We start from the raw sequence: 23,195 nt of genomic DNA, 5'->3' as shown, positions 1-23,195 counted from the left end.
AGTGTGCAGCCATGGCGCAGCGGACGGCGAAAGAATGGCGCCATGGCCGTTCAGACCCAGCCCAAGCAGAGCGAGGCGAAACTGCTCGTCGTCGAGGACGATGCGAACATCCTCGAGCTGCTCTCCGCCAGCCTGCGTTTCGCCGGGTTCGATGTCACCACCGCGACCAGTGGCAGCGCGGCCGTCAGTGCCGCGCGCAGCTCCGCGCCTGATCTCGTCGTGCTCGACGTCATGCTTCCCGACCTCGACGGTTTCGAGGTCATCCGCCTGATGCGCGAGGGCGGCCAGCGGACCCCGGTGGTCTTCCTGACCGCTCGTGACGGCACCGAGGACAAGATTCGCGGGCTGACGCTCGGCGGCGACGACTACGTCACCAAGCCGTTCAGCCTTGAGGAGCTCACCGCCCGGATCCGGGCGGTGCTGCGCCGCACCACAGCGGGCGAGGAGCAGCCGTCCCGGCTGGTCTTCGCCGACCTGGAGCTGGACGAGGAGACGCACGAGGTCTACCGGGCGGGCAGCCGGGTGCAGCTCTCGCCGACCGAGTTCAAGCTGCTGCGTTACCTGATGCTCAACGCCAACCGGGTGCTCTCCAAGGCGCAGATCCTGGACCACGTGTGGAAATACGACTTCCGCGGTGACGACAACATCGTCGAGTCCTACATCTCGTACCTTCGCCGCAAGGTGGACAACGTCCAGCCCCGACTGATCCACACGCTTCGCGGCGTGGGATACGTCCTGCGCAAACCCGCCGTCTAGGCGCCGGGCGATGAAATTGGCTGAGCGGGTTCGCGGCTCGATCCCGCTGCACCCGACCCTGCGCAAGATTTCCCTGCGGACCAAGCTGGTCGCGTCGGTGCTGGTCCTGGTCTTCGCCGCGCTCACCCTGATCAGCGCGACAAGCACGTACGCACTGAACACCTACCTGATCAGCCGGATGGACGATCAGCTCAAGCGGTTCGCGTACGCCCGGATCAAGGCCGGTTTCACCGGGTCCCGGATCGTGCTGCCCTCGGATTACCTGACCACCACCAAGTCGATCACCGGGGTCGGCGACATCGACGTCGGCGGCGACTACACCGCGGGCCAGCTGCCGCGGATCCTCACCGGTGTCGAGGAGATCAGCAAGCACGACGGCACGCCGTACACGACCCGGTCGGTCGACGGCACGATGACCTGGCGGATGCTCGTGGTCCGCACCGACAACGACTCGGCTCTCTACGTCGGCCAGCGGATGTCCGGGGTGGACGCGGTCATCGCCTGGCTCGTCTGGGTCGACTTCCTGGTCGGCGGCGCGGTGCTGGTGGCACTCGCGGCGATCGGCGCGGCGCTGGTCCGGCAGACGCTCATCCCGCTCGTGCAGATCGAGCGGACCGCAGCGGCGATCGGCGCAGGCGACCTGACCCGCCGGGTGCCCGACCCGGAGGAGAACGACGGCGATCCCACCACCGAGCTGGGCCGGCTCTCCCGCGCGTTGAACGCGATGCTCGCCCAGATCGAGACGGCCTTCCTGGCCCGCGCGCACTCCGAGCAGGCGGCCCTCGCGGCCGAGCAGGCGGCGCGGGAGGCGGCCGTGGCGGCGCAGGGTTCCGAGGCGCGGGCGTTGGAGTCCGAGGGCAAGATGCGGCAGTTCGTTGCGGACGCCTCGCACGAGTTGCGGACCCCGCTAACCACGATCCGCGGTTTCGCCGAGCTGTACCGGCAGGGTGCCGTCTCCGATCCGGACGCGGTGGCCCGGCTGGTCCGGCGCATCGAGGACGAGGCGGCCCGGATGGGCCTGCTCGTCGAGGACCTGCTGCTGCTGGCCCGGCTCGATCGGGAACGCCCTCTCACGCTCGCCCCGGTGGAGCTGCCGGTGCTCGCGCTGGACGCGGTGCAGGCCGCCGAGGCGATGGCGCCGGACCGGGAGATCCTCCTCGAAGTGCGCGACGAGCCGGAACGACTCGTGGCGTACGGGGACGACGCCCGGCTCCGCCAGGTGATCGGCAATCTGATGACCAACGCTCTGGTGCACACCCCGGCCGACGCGACAGTGACGCTACGGCTGCACGCCGGCGAGGGCGACACGGCGGTGGTCGAGGTCGCGGACACCGGGCCGGGGCTCAGCCCGGAGCAACGGGAGCGGGTTTTCGAGCGGTTCTACCGGGCGGACGGTGCGCGTACCCGCAACACCGATCGGGAGGCCACCGGGACCGGGCTCGGCCTCGCGATCGTGGCGGCGATCGTCCGTGCGCACCAAGGTTCTGTCGAGGTTCACTCCGAGGGTGGCAAGGGCGCGACCTTCAGCGTCACGTTGCCCACCATAAATCCCGATAAAGGGTTCACAGAAAACGTCCAGGGGTAACACAGTTCGGTACGAGTACGACAGGGCAGAGTTAAGCGCATGAACGAGAACGAGACCGACCCGCGGCCCGCGGACGCCGTCGCTGGAGACAGCGCGGCGCGGGTGGAGTCTGAGCAGCCGACCGCCGCACAGCCGACGATTGTGCCGCCGACCGCCGCTCCCCAGTCCGCGGCACCCCACAACACCGCGGCCGCCCAGCCGCAGCCGGCTCAGTCGCAGCCCGCCCAGGAGCAGCTCGCCCAGGAGCAGTTCGCCCAGCCGCAGCCCGTGCAACCCCAGCCGCCCGCCGCGCCGCAGAGCCCGTGGGCGCCTTGGCAGCAGACGCAGCAGGCCCCGCAGCAGCAGGCCCCGCAGCAGCAAGCCCCGCAGCAGCAGGCGCCGCAGGACCCGGCCGCCCAGCCGACCTCGGCCCAGCCGGCGTCAGCCCAGCCGGCTTACGCTCAGCCCGCTTCCGGGCAGCCCTACTCCTCCGCGACCGACCCGGTCACCGGCCAGCCCTACGGCTACGGCCACCCCTACCAGGGTTACCAGGCCCCGCAGGGCTACGCCGGTTACCAGCAGACCGGTTACCAGGACTACGCGCAGCAGGCTGCGTACGCCGGAGCCTGGCAGCCCGGTGGCACCCAGACCGCTGAGGGCGTCGTCCCGCCGTGGGCCGGCGGCGACCAGCGTCCGCAGCGCTCCGGCCGTGGCCGCAAGATCTTCCTGGCCGGTGCGGCCGCCGTGCTGATCGCGCTCGGCGCGGGCGGTGTTGGCGCCGCGACAGCTCTGGCCCTCGACGACGGCAGCACCCCGCAGAGCGTGCAGACCGGCAACTCCTCGGTCACCCGGGTGGTCGACAGGTCCTCGCTCGCCGAGATCGCCGCCGCGGTCCAGGACAGCGTCGTCTCGATCACGACGGGCTCCGGTGAGGGTTCCGGTGTCGTGCTCAGCGCCGACGGTTACATCGTGACCAACAATCACGTGGTCTCGACCGCCACCGACGGCAAGGTCAACATCATCTTCGCGGACGGCACGAAAGCCACCGCCACGATCGTCGGCACCGACGAGCGCACCGACCTCGCCGTGGTCAAGGCCAGCGGCGTCTCCGGGCTGAAAGCGGCGAAGTTCGCCGACAGCTCGCAGATCCAGGTCGGCGACACGGTGCTGGCTCTCGGCAGCCCGCTCGGGCTGGAAGGCTCGGTGACCGCCGGCATCATCAGCGCCAAGGACCGGACCATCCAGTCGGCCAGCGAGGACGAGCAGGAGCAGACGCCGCAGAACCCGTTCGGCGGCAGCCAGGAGCAGCAGCAACAGCAGTCGGCCTCGACCACGATGACCGGCCTGCTGCAGACCGACGCCCCGATCAACCCGGGTAACTCCGGTGGCGCGCTGGTCAACACGAACGGCGAGGTCGTCGGCATCAACTCGGCGATCGCCACCTCGGGCTCCAGCTCCGGCAACATCGGCCTCGGCTTCGCGATCCCGAGCAACAAGGCGGCCGACGTCGCCAACCAGCTGATGGCGGGCAAGAAGGTCAGCCACCCGGCGCTCGGCGTCAGCGTGACCGACGGTGAGAACGGCGGGGCCCTGGTCAGCACGGTCACCGCTGACAGCGCGGCCTCGAAGGCGGGACTTCAGCAGGGTGACGTGGTCACCAAGGTCGACGGCAAGGCCATCGACGAGTCCGACGATCTGGTCGCGGCGGTCCAGGCCGGCACCGTCGGCCAGAAGCTGTCCATCACGTTCACCCGAAACGGTAGTGAGCAGACCGTCACGGTGACACTCCAAGAGGCCCAGTAACGGGCTCCACACAGACGACCCTCTCGCTACGGCGGGTGACGTGACCCGGGGGTGGGCGCGTCACCCGCCGTATTCCTATCTATGTCGTGATTCAGGACCTTCGCGACCAAACGGCGATTTTTGCCGCACCAGACTCGCGTTTGCCCAGGCGACCGCCTACTCTCCATTCGCCCTCTGGGCGTTGTCTTGTGGAGTGAGAGGCCCTGCGAGTTGACGTACGTCGAACCCCGGACCAACGTCTGGGAAGCCCTGGCCGGACGCGCCCCCGGGGTGCCGTCCGGACCGGCCGACGCCGGTCTCTGGCACACGGTCGCCGATCGGCTCGACCCGGCCAGCGCCCGCCCGGTGCTGCGCGCCGGCATCGAGATCCGGCACCGGGCCACGGTCCGCGGCGGCCGGTACGTCATGCTGCGCTCGCCGGAAGAGGGCGGGCGGGCTTCGTACCTGCGCCTGAGCCCGGACGAGTACCAGCTCGCCATGATGATGGACGGGAGCGGCACGGTCGCCCGGCTGGTCGCCGAGTTCGCCCGGATCGCCGGCCGGCTCGCTCCCGACCAGGTCCGCCGGGTCGTCGCCGACCTGGCCGCCAACCGGATGCTGGAAGAGCTTCCGATGGACGCCTTCCGGCCGCTGCGGGAGATCCGCCGGGAGCCGCTGCCGAAACGGGTCGGCGGGACGCTGGTGGCCGCCGTGCGCGGTCGCCGGGTCCTCTCCGTCGACGTGGACGGCCTGATCGGCGCGCTGTACCGCGGTGGCGGCCGCTTACTCTTCACCCGGGTGGCGTTCTGGATCGGGACTGTCTTCGCCGTCGCCGGCGCGGGGCTGTTCGGGGCTACCTGGCAACGGGGGAGCCGGTCGCTCTTCCTGGTGAACGACTCGTACCTACTCGGTGCGATCGGCCTGGTGCTACTCAACGTGCTGGCGCTGGCGATACACGAATTCGGTCACGCGCTCGCCGCGAAACGGGTCGGCCGGGAGGTCCCGGCCGCCGGCCTGATGCTCCGTTTCGGAATCCCGTCGGTCTTCGTCGACACCAGCGACGTGTGGATGGCGGGCCGCCGTGCCCGGATGGCGGTCACCGCCGCCGGTCCGGCAGCCGCGCTCGGCCTGGCCGGGCTGGTCCAGGTGATCGGCCTCGCCGTGCCCGCGACCGGAGGCTTCGCGTTCAAGCTCGCGTTCCTGTTCTACCTGCACATGTTCTTCAACCTCAGCCCGCTGCTGCCGCTCGACGGCCACTACCTGCTGATGGACTGGCTGGAGATCCCCGACCTGCGGGCACGCGCGCTCTCCTGGCTCTCCGGCCGTCTGCGCCGCCGCGGGCCACGGTTCTCGGCGCTGGACCGCGAGGGCCGGATCGTTGCGCTCTACGCGCTGCTCGGCGTGCTCTGGCTGCTCGTCGCGGCCGGCCTCGGTTACCGCCTGTGGACCGATCGGGTCCACGGCCTCGCCACCGGTCTCTGGTACGAGGGCTTCGGCGGCCGGCTGCTCCTCATCGCGGTGGTCGTCGGTCTGCTCGCCCCGGCGCTGCACTTCCTGCTCGGCCGGGTCGGCGCGGGCTGGCGCCGCTGGCGGCAGCGCGCCGCCGAACGTGATCGGGACGCCGACCTGCCCCGCCGGCTGGCCGCCCTGCACGCATCGGAGCTGGGCGGCCTGCCCGAGCCGGTGCTGCACGAACTGGCCGCGTACGCCCGCTGGCAACGCCCGCCGGCCGGCCGTCAGCTGGTCCGCGCGGGCGAGCAGCACGCCGCCGTCCACGTGGTGGTCGAAGGCGCGCTGCACGGCCGCCGCCCCGGCGATCCGGGCGGCACGATCCGGCACCACGCCGGTCCGGGCGGCCTGGCCGGGCTGGCCGGCGCGCTCACCGGCCGCAGCGCGCGGCTGGACTGGTACGCCGCCTCCGGCGCGACCCTGCTGACCGTGCCGGCCGACACGGTGTCCACTCTGATCGGCCCGATGCCCGGACCGCCGCCGGAGGAGCGGGCGGAAGCGGAAGCGCTCTTCGCCGACACTCCCGCCCTGGCGGGGCTGGAGGACGACCAGTGCCTCGCGCTCATCGGTGGCGCGTACCCGGCGGATCTGGAGCCCGGTGTCCCGGTGGTGCTGCCCGGCCCGACCCACGCCGTGGTGGTCGAGTCCGGCGTCATCGCGATGTCCGACGGGACCGAGCTGCGGCGCGGCACCCTGGTCGGCCCGGTCGGTGACGGCAGCCCCGGAGCGGTGGCGCAGACGCGTACCCCGGTCCGGCTATGGATCATCCCGGACGCGTCGATCCTGCCGCCCCTGGTCGGCGGGCGCGGGCCGGGCGCCCCGATGCCGTCGCTGCGCCCCGGCGCCCCGGTGGCCGTCCGCCCCGGCGCCGCCCATCCGCCTCTGGCCGTGCCGCCCGGCCCGCCGGACGAGCCCGGTCCGTACGACGTGGACGGTCACTTCGAGCGCCGGATGTGGGCCTTCGCCAGCATCCTGCTGGTGTTCGCCCTGGTCAGCGCCGCGCTCAACCTGAAGCCCGGCCCGGCCTGGGCGGAGATGCCGGCCGAGCGGGTGCTGCTGACCGTGCAGCGCGGCCAGGCCACCACCGATCAGACGACGTTGCTGCCGAGCGAGCGGCGTTACCTCGCGGCCGGCTCGGAGATCAAGGTTCCGGACTCGGGACGCGCTCTGCTGACGTTCCCGGGCGGCGCGAGCGTGGTGCTGTGCGGCGGTTCGTCGACCGAGCTGACTGCCGCCGAGACGGCGAACGGCCGCCGGCCGCAGCCGTCCGGCCGGCTGGCTCTGGGCAGTGGCCGGGTGCTCGCCGGCACGACGAGCAGGAGCGGGGCGTACCAGCCGCTCAGCCTGACCGTGCTGCGTACTCAGGGCGACGTCGCCAACTCCGGCAACGCGTGGTTCGCCGTCGATCCGCTCACCGTCACCGTGGCGTCCGGCGAGGTCACCGTCGCGGGCGCCGCAGCTCCGGCTACCGGTGCCGGCCTGAGCTGTGGTGACGGCGAAGTGGTCGAACCCCCGTCGGCCGACCCCAGCGAGGATCCGATCGAGGAGGGCACGTTCCCGGCCGAGCCGAGCGCGTCGGTCGTACCGTCGTCGTCGGCTCCGGCCACGTCACCGGCGCAGACCACCCGCCCGGCCGAGACGACCGACAGCCCCGACCCGGACCCGACGAGGACCCGGACCCGTCAGCCGACCACCGCGCCGACCACGGTCCCGACGAGCCGTCCTGCCCCGAGCCGCAGCACGTCGTCCGCGCCGAGCAGCGCCCCGGCAACCAGCACCACTCCGACGGACGACCCGACCAGCGAAGACCCGACCGAGCCGAGCGACGACCCGACAACGGACCAGCCGAGCACGGGGACGTCCGCGGGCTGATCAAAGGAGGACCGCTGATGCGCTGCTGGTTCTGTACTGAGGAGGACCGCTGATGCTGTGCTGGTTCTGTGCCGAGGGTGCCCGCGCCACCTGCCGGTTCTGCGGTCGGGGCGTGTGCGCCGAGCACGCGCGCTTCGGCCCGTACCTGCTTGAGGTCACCCGCTCGGTCGCCCGTGACCGCGCCGAGGCCCTGGTGGTCGAGGACGCGGTCCAGTGCGGCAGCTGCCGTCCCCGACCACAGCCGGTCGCCATGCCCGAGCTCGACTAGCGCGAGGGGACGCCGGTGGTGGCGCCGGAGGGCGCCGGCGGGAGGGGCGGCACGTGGCGAGGAACTTGGGTACGCGGTTGGTGCGTGTGGTGAGATTTAGGGCGTACCGACAAAGAGAGTGAGTGGGTCAGTTTGCGTTGGTGTAGGGGGTTTGGGCTGTATGGATGGTTTGGCGGAGGAGTGATTTGGGACGGGCGCCGATCAGGGTGTTCGTCAGGGTGCCGGCGGTGAAGAAGAGCAGCGTCGGCATGGAGTGGACTCGGTATTCGAGGGTTGTGCGCGGGTTGGTGTCCACGTCCAGTGTGGTGATGCGGACGCCGGGGCCGAGTTCGGTTGCCAGCTCGGCGAGGACCCGGGTCATCGGGCCGCAGGGTGGGCACCAGGCGGCCCAGAAATCGACGATGGTCGGGACCGGGGAGTTGAGGACGAGGGCGGCGAATGTCTCGTCGGTGACGGTCAGCAGGGGTTCAGCAGGCAACGGATCTCCCGGTGTTCGATGGCTTGGTCAAGCTGTTCGTGCAGGCGGCGGCGGACGTCGGTGAGCTGGGTGAGATATCCGTCCACTTCGGCCAGACGGCGGCGCAGAACCGCTACGGCGTCTGGGCAGACGTGGCCGGCGGTGTTGCCGGCGCGCAGGCAGTCCACGAACGGCCTGATGTCGTCGACGCCGAAACCGTCGGCGAGCAGGGCGCGGATCTCGTGCACGACGCGGAGTTCGGCGTCGTCGTATTGGCGGTAGCCGTTCGCGTCGCGCCGGGGACGGACCAGGCCGTGCTCCTCGTAATAGCGCAGCGTGCGCGGGCTGGTGCCGGCCCGTTCGGCGAGCTCACCGATCAGCATGGGCCGACGGTATGCCTTCACACCGGCGTCAGGGCAAGATGGGATACATGGTCAACAGCCCGGTGGCGTTCGTGCTCGGTGGCGGTGGTGTGCTCGGCGCCGTCGAGGTGGGGATGCTGCGGGCTCTGTTCCGCGCCGGGTTCCGGCCTGACGTCGTGGTCGGCACCTCGATCGGCGCGGTCAACGGCGCGCTTGTCGCCGCGGATCCGTCCGAAGGGGTCACCGACCGGCTGCTGCGGCTCTGGACCTCGCCGGAGGCGGCGGCGGTCTACGGTGACTCGCTCGGCCGGCAGATGCGCCGCTTCGCCGCGCGTACCCATCTGCACTCGCCCCGGCCGCTGCGCCGGCTGCTGGAGAGCGAACTCGGTGACGGCACCACGTTCGGTGATCTCAAGGTTCCGTTCCGGTGCTGCGCCGCGAGCATCGAGCGGGCCGCCGAGCACTGGTTCGACAGCGGGCCGCTTGTCGACGCGGTGCTCGCCTCCTCGGCCGTGCCAGGCCTGCTGCCACCCATGGAGATCGGGGGCGAGCACTATGTGGACGGTGGCATCGTGAACTCGATCCCGATCGGCGAGGCCGTCCGGATCGGCGCGAAACTGATCTTCGTGCTGCAGGTGGGCCGGGTGGAACGCCAGCTGGCGGTGCCGAAACGGCCGTGGGAGGTGGCGCAGGTGGCGTTCGAGATCGCTCGGCGGCACCGGTTCGCCCGCGAGCTTGCATCGTTGCCCGACGATGTACGGGTGCATGTTCTCCCCAGCGGCGGCGGCGAGACCCGGGACGATTCGCCGTGGGCGTACCGGGACATGGCCTCGGTCGGCCGCCGGATCAGTCGTGCGTACACCGCTTCCCGCCGCTATCTGGCGGCCAATGTGCATCCCGCGCCGAATCCGGGGCAGTGATGGGCCTGCCGCCGATCTGGGTGCGCCGCGCGGTGCTCGCGCCGCTGGTGGTCGTGCTCGCGATCACCCTGGTCACCACCCTGCCGATCTGGCTGCTGCTCGCCCTGGCCGTGTCGCCGTTCGTGCCCGGACGGCTGCGGGTGCCGCGGGTGGTCTTCCTGCTCATCGTCTACCTGGTCTGGGACGCTGCGGCACTTGTCGCGCTGGCGATCCTCTGGCTGGCTTCCGGGTTCGGCTGGAAGATCCGCAATCCCACGTTCCAGCGTGCGCACTACGTGCTCACCGGCTGGTTCCTGCGAAGCATGTTCTGGTTCGCCCGCTGGTCGCTGCATCTGTCGATCGACGTGGTCGGCACCGACCCGGACACCGGGATGCCTGGCCGTCCGGAGATCGTGGTGAGCCGGCACGCTGGACCGGGCGACTCGTTCACGCTGATCCACGCCCTGGTGAACTGGTTCGAACGGGAGCCGCGGATCGTGCTGAAAGCGGCCCTGCAGTGGGATCCGGCGGTGGACGTGCTGCTCAATCGTCTGCCCAATCGGTTCATCTCGCCGGGGCGTACCGGCACGTCGACGCTGGAGGAGCAGATCGGCGAGCTGGCCACCGGCCTGGACGACAACGACGCCTTCGTGATCTTCCCGGAGGGTGGCAACTTCACCCCGCGCCGCAAGATCAACGCGATCGCCCGGCTCCGGGCCAGCGGCCTGGACGAGATGGCCGAGCGCGCCGAGCACCTGCGCAACCTGCTGCCACCAAAACCGGGCGGTCTGCTCGCCGCCATCGAAGCCGCGCCGGACGCCGGAGTGATCTTCGTGGCGCATACCGGCCTGGACCGGATGATCACGGTGTCCGACGTCTGGCGCGAGCTGCCGATGGACAAGCGCTTGGTGATGCGGTTCTGGAGCGTCCCACCCGAGGAAGTGCCGGCCGACGAGCAGGAACGCGTCGACTGGCTCTACGACTGGTGGGCCCGGATCGACGCGTGGATCGAGGAGAACCGCCCGGCGTCCCGGCCCTTGTGGACGGTCAGCCGCCGAGCACCTGATACACGTCCTCCGGCGCCTCGATGATCTCGGTGGCCGCCGGCTTCTCGGCGGCAACGGGCCGGCCGTAATCGGTGTACTTGGCGGTGATCGGCACGATCTGGTTGCCCTGAACCGCGGGCGGCTCCAGGGTCAGGGTGGCGAGCCGGCCCTGGTCGTCGACCGCGGCGACGAACGGGATGTGCTGGGCGGCGGCGCCGTACCCGTCGATCGTGACCCGGTCCAGGCCGGCGATGCCGGCCGCCTTCGTGAGATCGACAGTTCCGGCGTACGTGTCAGCGCCGGTGGCCTTCACGTCGGTGGTCGACGCGAGCAGGTTGGCGGTGTCCACCGGATCGATCCGGCCCGGGCGCAGGCCGATGTTCGCGCCCTCCGGCAGCCGGCTCATGTCCAGGTGGGTCCAGGTGCCGTCCCTGGTGATGCCGGGGATCTGCGCGTACAGATCCTGGCCGATCAGCAGGGACTTCACGGTCACCTCGGTGCTCGGGCCGGAGGCGGTGAGTTCGGCGGTGCCCTTGCCGGTCGGCGGGTCGATCAGCGCGGTCAGCGCGAAGCCGGTTCCGGCGGTCACGGTCATGGTGAAGCTCTGCGTGCCGAGCGCGGCGGTGGCCCTGCCGAGTGCGGCGGTGGCGGCCGGGTCGGCGGAGGCGGCCGGGCCGGCGGAGGCCGCGGAGATGCTCGGCGCCACGATCGGCGACGACGACGACCTCGGCTCGGCCGCGTTGTTCGCGGCGCAACCCGCGCTGCTTGCCAGGGCGAGTGTGGCTGTCGCCGAGGCCAGTACGAGTTTCCGCATATCGGTTCTCCCTGCATCGGTGACGTCGGTCGATGGGGAGGTTCCCGATGGGATGAATTCGCAAACGGACAAGTCCGGCCTCGCGGACGCCCGGATTTCCAGACCGATCATGTGACGGGCATGATGGGCCAGGTACGCGCAATCCTGGGGAGGGCTCGTGAGATTCGAGGTCAGCAAGGTCCTCGACGCCATTGAGGTCCGGCTCACCACCGACCCGGCGCTCGCCCGGGCAGTGGTTGACCTGTCCGAGGTCGTCCGCTATGCCGACCTTGACGGTGGCCGTCCGGCCAGTCTGGTCCGGCTCGGTCTGCTGGTCGACGCGCTCGGCCGTCTGGTCGCCGAGGAGAATGTGCCGGTTTACGCGGTTGCCCCGCGCGGCCTCATCTCCGACACCGACCTGACGTCGAACGAGCGCATGGTTGTCCGGCGCTGGGCCGACGACGGCAAGATCGAGGTGGTTCCGCAGCTCGACGACCGGGTGCTCGAGGTCGCCGAGATGCTCGGCCTGCCGGTGCTCACCCGGGACCGGGAGGACCGTTTCCGCGACCGCCGCCCGTGGGTGAGCGACCCCGGCCGCCTGCTGGCCCTGGTGTCGAACCAGGGCGGGCCGATCCTGGTCCCGCGGGTTGGCCGCGGCGAGGTGACTCCTCCGGTGCCCCGCTCACCGCTCGGCGAGCGGCTGCTGGCCCGGATCTGGAGCTGCCCCGCGCCGAACTGCACCAGTTACAGCACGAGCGGCACCGGCGACGCGGACAGCTTCTTCTCCGACATGCGGACCTTCACCAGCCCGGTGTCGCAGCCGCCTCCGGCCCTGCGGGCCGGCGCGCCCACCTGTCCGCGCCACGGCGAGCGGCTCAAGGACGCCGGGGCGCGGCCGACCACCGAGGTCTTTTCGGTACGCATCGACGGCGTGATCCGGCAGCGATTCGTGGTCTCCGACGACCAGCCGGTCGTGGTGGGCCGGGCGCCCGAGGGCGGCGGCGGGGTCATGCTGGGACAGTGGCTGACCGACGACGCCCGGAAATGGATCAGCCGGGGTCACGTGCAGTTCTCGCTGCGCAGCGGCGAGGTGACAGTCACGGACGTCAGCACGAACGGATCCGGCATCCGTCCGGGCGGTTCACTCGACGACGACGCGCGGCTCAGCCTGAAACGTCAGGAGAGCCGAATCCTCGCCGCCGAGGACGTGGTGGAGCTGTACGCCGGGGTCAACATCGGGCGGTCGAAGCTCTGGGCGACAGGTGGCGTGGTGCAGCCGGAATCGGTGATGGCCGAAGCGCCGACGATGGCGTTCCGGCCGGTGGGTCGCTGAGCTTCACCCTCCTGCTTGCGTTCGGTCCTGCTTTCGATCTTGTGGATTTCCGCGGCACCGTTGTCGCGGAAATCCACAAGATCTGTGAATCAGGCGGCTTTCAGGATCGCGGCCAGCTGGGTCAGCGCGTGGTCCAGGTCTTTCTCGGTGACCACCAGCGGCGGGGCCAGCCGGATCGTCGAGCCGTGGGTGTCCTTTGCCAGCACACCCCGCTCGGCAAGGCGCTCGCACGCCTGACGGCCGGTCATCAGCAGCGGGTCGATGTCGACGCCGGCCCACAGGCCCCGGCCGCGTACGCCCACGACACCCTTGCCGATCAGCGCCTCCAGGCCCGCGTGCAGGTGGGCGCCGAGACGGGCGGACCGCTCCTGGAACTCGCCGGTCGCCAGCAGCCGGACCACTTCGGCGCCGACGGCGCAGGCCAGCGGGTTGCCGCCGAACGTGGAACCGTGCTCGCCGGGACGCAGCACGCCCAGCACCGACCGGTCGGCGGCCACCGCGGAGACCGGCACGATGCCGCCGCCGAGGGCCTTGCCGAGCACGTACATGTCCGGGACGACCTCGTCGTGCTCGATCGCGAAGGTACGGCCGGTCCGGCCCAGGCCGGACTGGATCTCGTCGGCGATCATCAGCACGTTCTGCGCGGTGCACAGCTCACGCACACCGGCGAAGAAGCCGGCCGGCGGCACGAGCACGCCCGCCTCGCCCTGGATCGGCTCCATGAGCACGGCCACGGTGTTCGGCGTGATCGCCTTGCGGACGGCTTCCAGATCGCCGTACGGGACCACCACGAAGCCCGGCGTGTACGGCCCGAAGTCGGCCCGCGCCTCCGGGTCGGTGGAGAAGCTGACGATCGTCGTGGTGCGCCCGTGGAAGTTGCCGGCCGCCACGATGATCTCGGCACGCTCGTCGTCCACGCCCTTGACCCGGTAACCCCACTTGCGGGCCACCTTGATCGCGGTCTCGACGGCCTCGGCGCCGGTGTTCATCGGCAGGACCAGCTCCTTGCCGCAGAGCTCGGCGAGCCCACGGCAGAAGTCGGCGAACTGGTCGTGCACGAACGCGCGGCTGGTCAGCGTGACCCGGTCCAGCTGGGCGTGCGCCGCGGCGATCAGAGCGGGGTGCCGGTGCCCGAAGTTCAGCGCCGAGTACCCCGCCAGGAAGTCGAGGTAGCGGCGGCCGTCGACGTCGGTCACCCAGGCGCCCTCGGCCTCGGCGACCACGACCGGCAACGGGTGGTAGTTGTGCGCGGTCCAGCGCTCGGCCTCGGCCAGCGCGTCCGGCGTACGGAACTCGACGGTCGTCATGCCGTTGCCTCCTTTGCCATGCTCTTCTGGCCCTCGGCTGCGACGCCGTCCGAGAGTGCGGCTGAGTGCCGCTCGGTGCAGGCGATCATGGCCGAACCTCCAGCGTGCAGCACTTCGGGCCGCCGCCGGCTTTGCGCAGCTCGGAGACGTCGACCCCGATGGTCTTGTAGCCGGCCGCTTCGAGCGCGGCCGTGAGGTTGGTGGCCTGCACCGGCAGCACCACCGTGCGGCCGTCGCTGACCGCGTTCAGGCCGAGCACCGCGGCGTCCTCCGGCGTTGCGATGATCGCATTCGGGAAGAGCTGCCGGAGCACGTCCTGCGAACCCGGGGAGAACGCCGACGGCAGGTACGCGATGTTCGTCCCGTCCAGCACGCAGAGCGCGGTGTCCAGGTGGTAGTAAGCCGGGTCGACCAGCTGGAGCGTGATCACCGGGCGGCGGAGCACCTCCTGGGTCTCCGCGTGCGAGGCGTGCGCGGTGCGGAACCCGGTGCCGGCGAGCAGCACGTCACCGGCGAGCAGGATGTCGCCCTCGCCCTCGTTGGTGTGCTTCGGCTCGGTCACGTCGAAACCGCGGTCGGCGAACCAGGCGGCGTACGCCGGGGCCTCGTCGGCGCGCTCGGCGTCGCGGAACTGGACGCCCAGGACGCGGCCGTCGACCACGGTGGCGCCGTTCGCGGCGAAGACCATGTCCGGAAGACCGGGGATCGGGTCGATCAGATCGACGGTGTGGCCGAGACCGAGGAACGTCTGCCGCAGGTTCTCCCACTGGCTGACGGCGAGCGCGTTGTCGTACGGCGCCGCCGGGTCCATCCACGGGTTGATCCGGTAGGTGACGGCGAAGTGCGTGGGCCGGCACATCAGGTATCGGCGCGGCGTGGCGTGGGACGTCATGGAAGAAGACGCTATGCGTCATCGACCGACGCCAGCCCCGGATCAATGATGCGTACCGCGGCGAAACGTTGCGTGATCACGGAGGCCGGCGGCGAAATGTTGCGCATGCGCTGAAGGACCGGCGAACCGCCGGTCCTTCAGCGCAATGCGGGTCTCCGGCGAACCGCCAGAGGCTTTCGGGGCGGGTTCGGTATGACAACCGTCCCGGTTCCGAGGAATCAACCGGCTGTGCATCACCGCCGGTATATGTCAGGTACCCGTCAGAAGCGGGCCGCAAACTGTGCGTCGAGCCACTGCCGAAGATCGTTTACCGGCTGCATGTCGGTGCCGAGCCAGTACAGCGAGCCGGTCAGGGCCAGCACGCCGATCACGATCGCGCCGATCGAGAGCAGCAGGCCGATCAGGGCGTCGGTCTTTCCGGCGACGTGCCGCTTACGGGTGCCGAGCAGGCCGCCGATCGACAGGAGCAGGCCGAGCGCCGCGACGCCGATGCCGTAACCCATCAGCGGGCCGGAGAGCACCAGCAGGGCGCCGGCAACACCGGCGATGAGGCCGAGCGTGGCCATGAGGCTGGCGCGCGGCTTGCGGTCGGCGACAGGCTTGGTCTCGACCACGGCAGCCGGGCGCTCTTGCGTCACCGACGCGGCGCGCTGGGTCTCGGTACGCACAGCCGGGATGGTCCTGGTGGTCTCGTCCCGCGGAGGGGTGACCGTGCTGGGCCGCGGAGCGACCGACGTCCGCTGCGGCAGACGGTCGTCACGCTGGGTGGTGGGCGTCGTCGAAGCGGTGGGCCGGTCTTCGACCGTGGTATCGGCCGAGGACTGCCGGGGGAAGGTAGGAATTCTCACGTCAGCACCTCCGAACAGGATTCTCCAGTGATGACCGAGCTCTATACCCCGACTTGCTGGAAACAACACGAAGGGCACGTGGAGTCACTCCACGTGCCCTTCGAAAGCAGAACTCAGGTCACCCGATCGGTGCACCGGTGTGCACGTCAGCGGCCTTCGTGATGACGTGGTCGACCAGGCCGTAGTCCTTGGCCTGCTGGGCGGTGAACCACCGGTCGCGGTCGGCGTCGCGCTCGATCTCCTCCGGGGTGTGCCCGCTGTGGAACGCGATCCGCTCGTTCATCACGTGCTTGATGTGCAGCATGCTCTCCGCCTGGATGGCGATGTCCGCGGCGGTACCGCCGATGCCGCCGGAGAGCTGGTGCATCATCACCCGGGCGTGCGGCAGTGCGAACCGCTTGCCGGGGGTGCCGGCACAGAGCAGGAACTGGCCCATCGAGGCCGCCATGCCCATCGCGATCGTCGCGACGTCGTTCTTGATGTACTGCATCGTGTCGTAGACCGCCATGCCCGCGCTGATCGAGCCGCCGGGCGAGTTGATGTACAGCGCGATGTCGCGCTCCGAGTCCTCGGACGCGAGCAACAGCATCTGCGCGCAGATCCGGTTGGTCACCTCGTCGTTGACCTCGCTGCCGAGAAAGATGATCCGCTCCCGGAGCAGCCGCTCGAACACCTGGTCGTCGAAGGACCCGCCGGCGCCACGCATGGTCGTGTTTTTGCTCATGAGCCCACCCTCTCGCATCGCTGGTTACGACTCACACCTTCTCTCAGGCATGGCGCGATAGCCCAGCGATTCCCCTCAGGGCGAATCCGCTCACGGCAGAAACGGCCCGCGAGTGGCACTGATCACGGACCATCGGTGCGAAGTCCGGCGGCGGATACCTTTGTCGCGTGCCCGAGGGACATACGATTCACCGCCTCGCCATGCGCCACCGCGAGCTCTTCGCCGGCGGCCCGGTCGAGGTGAGCAGCCCGCAGGGACGGTTCGTGGCGGGCGCCGCGCTGGTCGGCGGTCAGGTGCTGCGCGACACCGAGGCGTACGGCAAACATCTGCTGCACCACTACGAGGACGGCCGCACCGTCCACGTTCACCTCGGGCTCTACGGCAAGTTCGCCGACGGTGAGCTGCCCGCGCCGGAGCCGATCGGCCAGGTCCGGATGCGAATGATCGGTTCCGGTCATTTCCTGGACCTGCGTGGCCCCACCGCCTGTGCGGTGCTGGACCCGGGCGGCGTCGACGCGCTCAAGGCCCGGCTCGGCGCCGACCCGCTGCGTGACGACGCGGACCCGTCCGTCGCCTTCCGGCGGGTGCGGAGCAGCACCAAGCCACTCTTCGCGCTCCTGCTCGACCAGTCCATCGTGGCGGGCTGCGGGCTCATCTACGCCAACGAGGTGCTCTTCCGGGCCGGCCTGTCGCCGCAGACCCCGGGCACCGCGATCGACCAGGCCCGCTGGACGGCGATCTGGGACGACCTGCGGGCGCTGATGAAAGAGGGCGTGGCGCGCGGCCGGATCGACACCGTGCACACCGAGCACACCCCGGAGGCGATGCGGCGGGCGCCGCGCGTCGACCGGCACGGCGGCGAGGTGTACGTGTACCGCCGCCCCGGTCAGCCGTGCCTGGTCTGCGGCACCGAGGTGGCCCGTGGCCCGCTGGCCGGGCGCAACCTTTACTGGTGCCCGTCCTGCCAGCCGGAGGTCGCCCGTCCGGCCGGCCGGAAGCGCGAGGTCAGGGTGTCGCCGAGGGCGTGACCGCCGCGGCCGCCACGCCTTCCTCGGTGGCGGCTGTCGTCGTCGAGGCCGACGGTGTCGGGGTGGCGGTGGCCGGCGCGCTGGGCGTGGCCGGAGCCGACGTGGCCGGCGCGGTGCTCGGCGTGGCCGAGGCCGGAACCGTCGGCGCGGGTTCCTGACCCGGCACGCCGAGGGCGAAGTTCGTCGCCAGCCAGGGCATCAGCTGGTGGTACGCCTCAGTCGTGGCCGGCTGGTTGAAGTCGTGCGACAGGATGATCGATCCCGGCCGGGTCTTCGCCTTGACCTCGGCGACCACGCGCTTCACGTGGTCGGCGTCGGACTCGCCTTCCGGGTGGTACCAGTCGCGCGGGTCGACGTGCCAGTAGAGCGACGTCATGGCGTCCGCGCCGGCGACCCGGACGAGCCGCACGGTGAAGTTGCCGCCCGGCGCGCGGAAGTAGGGGATCTGCACGCCCGGCACGGCGGCCCGGATCGCCGCATTGGTCCGCTCCAGATCGGCGCGGATCTCGTCGGGCTTCTTCTTCCCGATCTTCAGATCGTGGTTCCAGGTGTGGTTGCAGAGCACGTGCCCCGCCTGGGCGATCTGCTTGACCAGGTCGGGGTGCTTGGCGGCCTGCTCGCCGACCAGACAGAAGACCGCCTTGACCTGGTACTGCGCCAGGATCGCGAGAATCTTGGGGGTCTCGTTCGGGTCGGGGCCGTCGTCGAAGGTCAGCGTCACGGTCTGCGAGCCGGTGGTGATCAAAGAGTTCGCCGGTCCGTCACCCTTGGGCAGGTTCAGCCCGGCCGGGCGTGCCTCGGCGGTCGGCTCGGCCTCGGTGGTCGGCTGCGCCGGGGGCTCGGTGGTCTCCGTCGTCTCCGCGGTCTCCGGCTGGGTCCAGGTGACGGCCGGGGCGGCGGCACCGGTCTCCTCGGGCGCCGGCTTCGAGCTGGTGACCCGGGACGCGACGGCCTGGGCCGCCACGTTCATCACGCTTGTCGGGTCGCCGCCCTGCTGCGGGATGGTCGGCACCGCGGCGAGCAGCACCCCGGCGATGACCAGGGTGCCGAGCAGGAGCTGTGGCCGGTTCCGTGCGACCCGCATCCATTCCTCGAACGACACCCCGCCGCCGGGGGCGCGGTGGTTGCCGGTGCGACCGGCCGAGGCCACCGGGGTACGCCCGGGGAGCGAATGCCGTGCCGAGCGTGGCTGATTGCCGCGCGTGATGCCGACGATGGTCGAGGAGATAGCGGTCCGCGAGGAGCTCGCACTCCGGGAACCGCCTGCGCTCCTGGAGGAGCTCGCACTCCTGGAGGCGCTGTAGGACGCGTTCGCGCCGGCGCGGTGGCGTGCCGATCGGGCGGCGGCAGCTGCGGCAGCGGCGGCGGACATGTCGGCGGCGGGCTGGGCCGGAACGTTCTCAGCAGGCGTGTCCGGCCTGCGGTGCCGCCCGACCGACGCGCCGTCCACACCGGAAGTCGGTGCCGGCGGACGAGGGTTGTGCGGAAGCATTGGTCATGCCTACCGTGCGACATGATCGAACGCGATACCGAATCGGTCATCTCGCAAGCACGTACGGTGATGTTTCCTGGTCACCGTACGTGACTACGCTCTGCAACATCCGTACTGATGGGGTCTGATCCTTGTCGGTCAGGCCAAATCGGTCCCGCGGGTGAGGCGGGCCAGTTCGTCCACGACGTCGGCGACCGACGCGCCCCGGGCGAGCATCGCCCGCTGGCGTGCGGCCCCGGTCCCCTCGGCCCGCAGGCGTCCCATCAGAAGCGTCGCGGTCTCCAGGTCGCCGTGCCGTTCCAGCTCCGGGCGCACGTAGTCGAAGAGCTGCCGCATCAGCTTCCAGGCCGGCCGGGGTTCCCGGGTCGCCATGTCGATGTTGAGGCCTTCCAGGCCGTCGTGCGCGGCGCGCCAGTGCGCCGCCATCAGCAGCGGGTGCGGCACGTCCGGCGCCTCGACGCCGTCGCGGACCTCGCGCAGCAGGGTGGCGACAAGTGCCCGGGTCAGCGCGGTGAGCAGCATCGCGTCGTCGAGGGTCGGCGTGACGTCGCCCATCCGGATCTCGACGGTGGGGTAATTGGCCGAGAGGCGGGCGTACCAGTAGAGCATCCCCTCGTCGAGCATCGCGCCGCTCGCCTCGAGGTCGCTGATCATTGTCAGGTAGTGCTCGTGCGAGTGCAGGTACGGTGCCGGGCCGACGGTGGGCCAGCGCTCCCACATCATCGAACGCCAGCTCGCGTACCCGGTCTCGCGCCCGGCGTAGAGCGGTGAGTTGGCGGTGGCCGCCTGCAGCACCGGCAGCCAGGGCCGCAGGTGGTTGAGGATCTGCACACCGGTCTCCGGGTCCGGGATGCTCACGTGCACGTGGGTGCCGCACATGCCCTGGCCGGGGGAGAGGTCGCCGAATCGCTCGCGCATCAGGTGGTACCGCGGCTTGTCGACGATCCGCATGTTCGGCCCGGCGGCCGGGCCGGTGCCGATCGCGACCAGCCGGGCGCCGGCGCGCTCGGCAGCGGCCGCAACCCCGGTACGCAGCTGCTCCATGGCCGTGCGCAGGTCGGCGAGGTCGAGCCGGGGTGGGCTGGCCACCTCGATCTGGCTGCGGTAGTACTCGTGCTGGACGCTGCCGCGGATGTCGTCGGTCAGCTCGGCGAAGACCTCCTCGACCAGCTCGACGGCGCGTGGCTCGACCGCGTCGGCGAGAAGGTATTCCTCCTCGATGCCGAGGGTCAGCAGGTCGTGGCGATCAGCTTCGGCCGCGATCTCCGCGGGAAGAACGGTGCTGCCCTCAGTGGCGGTGTCCATGCGCGGTCGAATACCCGAGGGGTTTTCCCGGGAAACCGCTGCTCAGATATAGGCAGTCGTCCATATTGACAGGCCGCGAAACACGCGTGAAACTTTCGTGAGAGCGCTCTCTAATCCCCCGAAAGGGCGTGCCTCAATGGAATTTCCCCGTCGAACGATGCGGCGGTTCGCCGTCGCTGCCGCCGCAGCCCTCGCCGTCGCCGCCTCCATGACCGTGGTGACCAGCGCCGACGCTGCCGTCCCGCCGAACCCGGCAGGCATGTCGCTGGTCTTCAGCGACGACTTCACCGGCGCTTCCGGCACCGGTCTCAACCGGTCCGACTGGCTCTACTCCACCGGCACCGGATACCCCGGCGGCGCCGCGAACTGGGGTACCGGGGAGATCGAGACGATGACCGACTCGACCGCGAACGTCTACCAGGACGGTGGCGGCAACCTGGTGATCAAGCCGCTCCGCGACTCGGCCGGCCGGTGGACGTCGGGCCGGGTCGAGACGCAGCGCACCAACTTCGCGGCCCCGGTCGGTGGCAAGGTGCGCATCGAGGCTCGCATCCAGCAACCCAACGTCACGGGTGCGGCAGCCGCCGGTTACTGGCCGGCGTTCTGGGCGCTGGGTGACGCCGCCCGGCCGGTCGGTGCGACGAACTGGCCGGGCATCGGCGAGTGGGACATCATGGAGAACATCAACGGGCGTCCCAGCGTCTTCGCCGCCCTGCACTGCGGCACCAACCCGGGTGGGCCGTGCAACGAGACCACCGGTCTCGGCAGTGGTGAGCGGGCCTGCAGCGGCTGCCTCACCAGCTTCCACACCTACGCGCTGGAGTACGACCGCAGCACGTCGCCCGAGCAGCTGCGGTGGTACCTCGACGGCGTCAACTACTTCACCCTCAACTCGACCGTCGTCGACGCCACCACCTGGAACAACGCGACGCACCACGGGTTCTTCGTGATCCTCAACGTGGCCATCGGCGGCGGTTTCCCGGCGGCCTTCGGTGGCGGTCCCACCGCGCAGACCCAGCCCGGCGTCCCGATGCTCGTCGATTACGTCGCGGTCTGGCAGTCGTCCACGTCGTCATCCCCGTCGCCGACTCCCACCGGTGGGACCAGCCGGGACGCCTATGCGCGGATCGAGGCCGAGTCCTACAACTCCTCCGCGGGCGTCCAGGTGGAGACGTGCTCGGAGGGCGGCCAGGACGTCGGTTACATCGCCGGCGGCGACTGGCTTCAGTTCAACAACGTCAATTTCGGTACGGGCGGAGCAAAGGACTTCGTGGCCCGGGTGGCGTCCGGCGCGGCCGGCGGGGTGAGCGGCCTCGTGGAGGTGCGGCTGGACAGCCGGAGCAACGCGCCGATCGGCAGTTTCGCGCTCGGCGGCACCGGCGGCTGGCAGACCTGGCAGTCGATACCGGGCAACGTGTCCAACGTGACCGGTTCGCACACGGTGTTTCTCACCTTCAGTAGCGGACAGCCCGCCGACTTCGTGAACGTGAACTGGATCCAGTTCCGGCGGTAATTGTTTTTATCGATGCGCCGTAGCCGCTGACCTGCGGCTGAGGCGCATCGAGTTTTAAGGATATTTAATCTCTGCACCCTCTTTACTTTTACTGTTAACAGTCCTAAAGATTGATGCATCTCACCAGGTGTGCTCGGAAGGACTGCGATGAAGCGCTCCAGATCGGTAATCCTCGCAACGGTCACGGCGCTCGTCGCCGGTGGCGCGGCGACCTACTTCACGGGCACCGCCCAGGCCGCGGCGGCCTGTGCCCCGGCGTGGAGCGCGACCGCCGTGTACGTGGGCGGCAACGTGGCCTCGCAGAACGGCCACAACTACACGGCCAAGTGGTGGACGCAGAACGAGTCGCCCGCCGTACGCAGTGGACAGTGGGATGTCTGGGCCGACAACGGGGTGTGCGGGGGCGGCACGAGCCCGTCGCCCTCGGTCTCTGTTTCGCCCAGTTCCTCGCCGTCGTCATCCCCGTCTTCGTCCCCCTCGTCGTCGCCTTCTGGTTCGCCCTCAACTTCGCAGTCCCCGGGCACCGGTTCGCTGCCGGCGCACTTCATCACCGGGTACTGGCAGAACTTCGACAACGGCGCGGCGCCGCTCAAGCTGGCCGCCGTCCCCGCGACCTACGACCTCATCGCTGTCGCCTTCGCGGACGCCACCACAACCACCGGCGCGGTCACCTTCAACCTCGACCCGGGCCTGGCCACGGCCGTCGGCGGTTACACCGATGCGCAGTTCAAGGCGGACATCAACACCCTGCACGCGCGTGGCAAGAAGGTGATCATTTCGGTCGGTGGCGAGAAGGGCACGGTCGCGGTGAACAGCGCCACGGCCGCCACCGCCTTCGCCGACTCGGTGTACTCGCTGATCCAGACGTACGGCTTCGACGGCGTCGACATCGACCTGGAGAACGGGCTCAACCCGACGTACATGGCGAGCGCCCTGCGCAGCCTGCGGGCCAAGGCCGGCAGCAACCTGATCATCACGATGGCGCCGCAGACCATCGACATGCAGAACGCCCAGTCGTCGTACTTCAAGCTGGCGCTCGACATCAAGGACATCCTGACCGTCGTCTTCACCCAGTACTACAACTCCGGCGCGATGCTCGGCTGCGACAACAACGCCGCGTACGGCCAGGGCAGCATCAACTTCCTCACCGCGCTCGCCTGCATCCCCCTGCAGAACGGGCTGCGCGCCGACCAGATCGCCCTCGGCCTGCCGGCCAGCACCCGGGCGGCGGGCGGCGGTTACGTGGCCCCGTCGGTGGTCAACGCCGCGCTCGACTGCCTCGCCAAGGGCACGAACTGCGGCACCTTCAAGCCGCCGGCCACGTACCCGGGCATCCGCGGCGCGATGACCTGGTCGATCAACTGGGACGTCACCAACGGCAACGGCTGGGCCAACACGATCGACCCGCACCTCGCCACCCTCCCCTGATCCGCTTTCACCCCCTC

Annotated in this window: 20 protein-coding genes; 11 read left to right on the top strand and 9 right to left on the bottom strand. The window is 70.3% G+C overall.

What is annotated here, in order from left to right; all coding sequences use genetic code 11:
* Window positions 1-42 precede the first annotated feature (42 nt).
* The 5 genes from ACQP2E_RS34415 (at window position 43) to ACQP2E_RS34395 (ending at window position 7,751) form a co-directional block, all read left to right on the top strand.
* Window positions 43-756: a response regulator transcription factor gene (locus ACQP2E_RS34415; protein ID WP_433827144.1), complete on the top strand. Its 714-nt coding sequence runs from the start codon at window positions 43-45 to the stop codon at window positions 754-756.
* A gap of 10 nt (window positions 757-766) precedes the next feature.
* Window positions 767-2,341 carry a sensor histidine kinase gene (locus ACQP2E_RS34410; protein ID WP_433827143.1) on the top strand — a complete coding sequence of 525 codons (1,575 nt, stop codon included), beginning with the start codon at window positions 767-769 and terminating at the stop codon, window positions 2,339-2,341.
* 39 nt (window positions 2,342-2,380) lie between these two features.
* Window positions 2,381-4,123 (top strand): trypsin-like peptidase domain-containing protein, encoded by a 1,743-nt coding sequence (locus ACQP2E_RS34405; RefSeq protein ID WP_433827142.1) that lies wholly within the window; start codon window positions 2,381-2,383, stop codon window positions 4,121-4,123.
* 210 nt (window positions 4,124-4,333) lie between these two features.
* Window positions 4,334-7,483, top strand: a complete 3,150-nt coding sequence (locus ACQP2E_RS34400) for a cyclic nucleotide-binding protein (protein WP_433827141.1) — start codon at window positions 4,334-4,336, stop codon at window positions 7,481-7,483.
* 52 nt (window positions 7,484-7,535) lie between these two features.
* Window positions 7,536-7,751, top strand: a complete 216-nt coding sequence (locus ACQP2E_RS34395) for a hypothetical protein (RefSeq protein WP_433827140.1) — start codon at window positions 7,536-7,538, stop codon at window positions 7,749-7,751.
* Window positions 7,752-7,878: 127 nt separating this feature from the next.
* Here ACQP2E_RS34395 and ACQP2E_RS34390 read toward each other — a convergent pair whose 3' ends face one another.
* Both ACQP2E_RS34390 and ACQP2E_RS34385 read right to left on the bottom strand, forming a co-directional pair.
* Window positions 7,879-8,229, bottom strand: a complete 351-nt coding sequence (locus ACQP2E_RS34390) for a thioredoxin family protein (protein ID WP_433827139.1) — start codon at window positions 8,227-8,229, stop codon at window positions 7,879-7,881.
* Window positions 8,208-8,591: a MerR family transcriptional regulator gene (locus ACQP2E_RS34385; RefSeq protein WP_433827138.1), complete on the bottom strand. Its 384-nt coding sequence runs from the start codon at window positions 8,589-8,591 to the stop codon at window positions 8,208-8,210. Before ACQP2E_RS34385 ends, ACQP2E_RS34390 begins: the two co-directional genes overlap by 22 nt.
* Window positions 8,592-8,638: 47 nt before the next feature.
* Here ACQP2E_RS34385 and ACQP2E_RS34380 point away from each other — a divergent pair, with 47 nt between their 5' ends.
* Entirely contained in the window at window positions 8,639-9,490 is an 852-nt protein-coding gene (locus tag ACQP2E_RS34380; protein WP_433827137.1) for a patatin-like phospholipase family protein, read from the top strand.
* Window positions 9,490-10,560 (top strand): 1-acyl-sn-glycerol-3-phosphate acyltransferase, encoded by a 1,071-nt coding sequence (locus ACQP2E_RS34375; protein WP_433827136.1) that lies wholly within the window; start codon window positions 9,490-9,492, stop codon window positions 10,558-10,560. The genes ACQP2E_RS34380 and ACQP2E_RS34375 overlap by 1 nt, the downstream gene beginning before the upstream one ends.
* On the opposite strand, the gene ACQP2E_RS34370 is transcribed toward ACQP2E_RS34375, so the two are convergent.
* Entirely contained in the window at window positions 10,517-11,329 is an 813-nt protein-coding gene (locus ACQP2E_RS34370) for a hypothetical protein (RefSeq protein WP_433827135.1), read from the bottom strand. The two genes, ACQP2E_RS34375 and ACQP2E_RS34370, sit on opposite strands and share 44 nt — an antisense overlap.
* Before the next feature lie 157 nt (window positions 11,330-11,486).
* Between ACQP2E_RS34370 and ACQP2E_RS34365 the strand changes: the two genes are divergently transcribed.
* Complete coding sequence (locus tag ACQP2E_RS34365; RefSeq protein WP_433827134.1) at window positions 11,487-12,641, top strand: FHA domain-containing protein; 1,155 nt, start codon at window positions 11,487-11,489, stop codon at window positions 12,639-12,641.
* Window positions 12,642-12,730: 89 nt separating this feature from the next.
* Here ACQP2E_RS34365 and rocD read toward each other — a convergent pair whose 3' ends face one another.
* The 4 genes from rocD to ACQP2E_RS34345 form a co-directional block, all read right to left on the bottom strand.
* Window positions 12,731-13,948 carry an ornithine--oxo-acid transaminase gene (rocD, locus tag ACQP2E_RS34360; RefSeq protein ID WP_433827133.1) on the bottom strand — a complete coding sequence of 406 codons (1,218 nt, stop codon included), beginning with the start codon at window positions 13,946-13,948 and terminating at the stop codon, window positions 12,731-12,733.
* A gap of 85 nt (window positions 13,949-14,033) precedes the next feature.
* Window positions 14,034-14,840, bottom strand: coding sequence for a dimethylargininase (ddaH, locus tag ACQP2E_RS34355; protein ID WP_433827132.1), 807 nt, complete (start codon window positions 14,838-14,840; stop codon window positions 14,034-14,036).
* 260 nt (window positions 14,841-15,100) lie between these two features.
* Window positions 15,101-15,688, bottom strand: coding sequence for a hypothetical protein (locus ACQP2E_RS34350; RefSeq protein WP_433827131.1), 588 nt, complete (start codon window positions 15,686-15,688; stop codon window positions 15,101-15,103).
* Between the two features lie 118 nt (window positions 15,689-15,806).
* Complete coding sequence (locus tag ACQP2E_RS34345; RefSeq protein WP_433827130.1) at window positions 15,807-16,412, bottom strand: ATP-dependent Clp protease proteolytic subunit; 606 nt, start codon at window positions 16,410-16,412, stop codon at window positions 15,807-15,809.
* A gap of 167 nt (window positions 16,413-16,579) precedes the next feature.
* Here ACQP2E_RS34345 and ACQP2E_RS34340 point away from each other — a divergent pair, with 167 nt between their 5' ends.
* Window positions 16,580-17,440, top strand: coding sequence for an Fpg/Nei family DNA glycosylase (locus ACQP2E_RS34340; RefSeq protein WP_433827129.1), 861 nt, complete (start codon window positions 16,580-16,582; stop codon window positions 17,438-17,440).
* On the opposite strand, the gene ACQP2E_RS34335 is transcribed toward ACQP2E_RS34340, so the two are convergent.
* Together ACQP2E_RS34335 and ACQP2E_RS34330 are read right to left on the bottom strand one after the other, a co-directional pair.
* Window positions 17,418-18,590, bottom strand: a complete 1,173-nt coding sequence (locus ACQP2E_RS34335) for a polysaccharide deacetylase family protein (protein WP_433827128.1) — start codon at window positions 18,588-18,590, stop codon at window positions 17,418-17,420. The two genes, ACQP2E_RS34340 and ACQP2E_RS34335, sit on opposite strands and share 23 nt — an antisense overlap.
* A 480-nt stretch (window positions 18,591-19,070) precedes the next feature.
* Window positions 19,071-20,237: a carboxylate-amine ligase gene (locus ACQP2E_RS34330; protein WP_433827127.1), complete on the bottom strand. Its 1,167-nt coding sequence runs from the start codon at window positions 20,235-20,237 to the stop codon at window positions 19,071-19,073.
* A gap of 157 nt (window positions 20,238-20,394) precedes the next feature.
* Between ACQP2E_RS34330 and ACQP2E_RS34325 the strand changes: the two genes are divergently transcribed.
* Both ACQP2E_RS34325 and ACQP2E_RS34320 read left to right on the top strand, forming a co-directional pair.
* Entirely contained in the window at window positions 20,395-21,750 is a 1,356-nt protein-coding gene (locus tag ACQP2E_RS34325; protein ID WP_433827126.1) for a carbohydrate-binding protein, read from the top strand.
* 147 nt (window positions 21,751-21,897) lie between these two features.
* On the top strand, window positions 21,898-23,178 hold the full coding sequence (locus tag ACQP2E_RS34320) for a chitinase (protein WP_433827125.1): 1,281 nt from the start codon (window positions 21,898-21,900) through the stop codon (window positions 23,176-23,178).
* The last annotated feature ends 17 nt before the right edge of the window (window positions 23,179-23,195 follow it).

Origin of the sequence: Actinoplanes sp. CA-015351 (genome assembly GCF_050955685.1) — a bacterium.
Lineage (GTDB): Bacteria > Actinomycetota > Actinomycetes > Mycobacteriales > Micromonosporaceae > Actinoplanes.
Note: the sequence above shows the minus strand (reverse complement) of the source record. Positions and strands in the feature narration are given on the sequence as shown.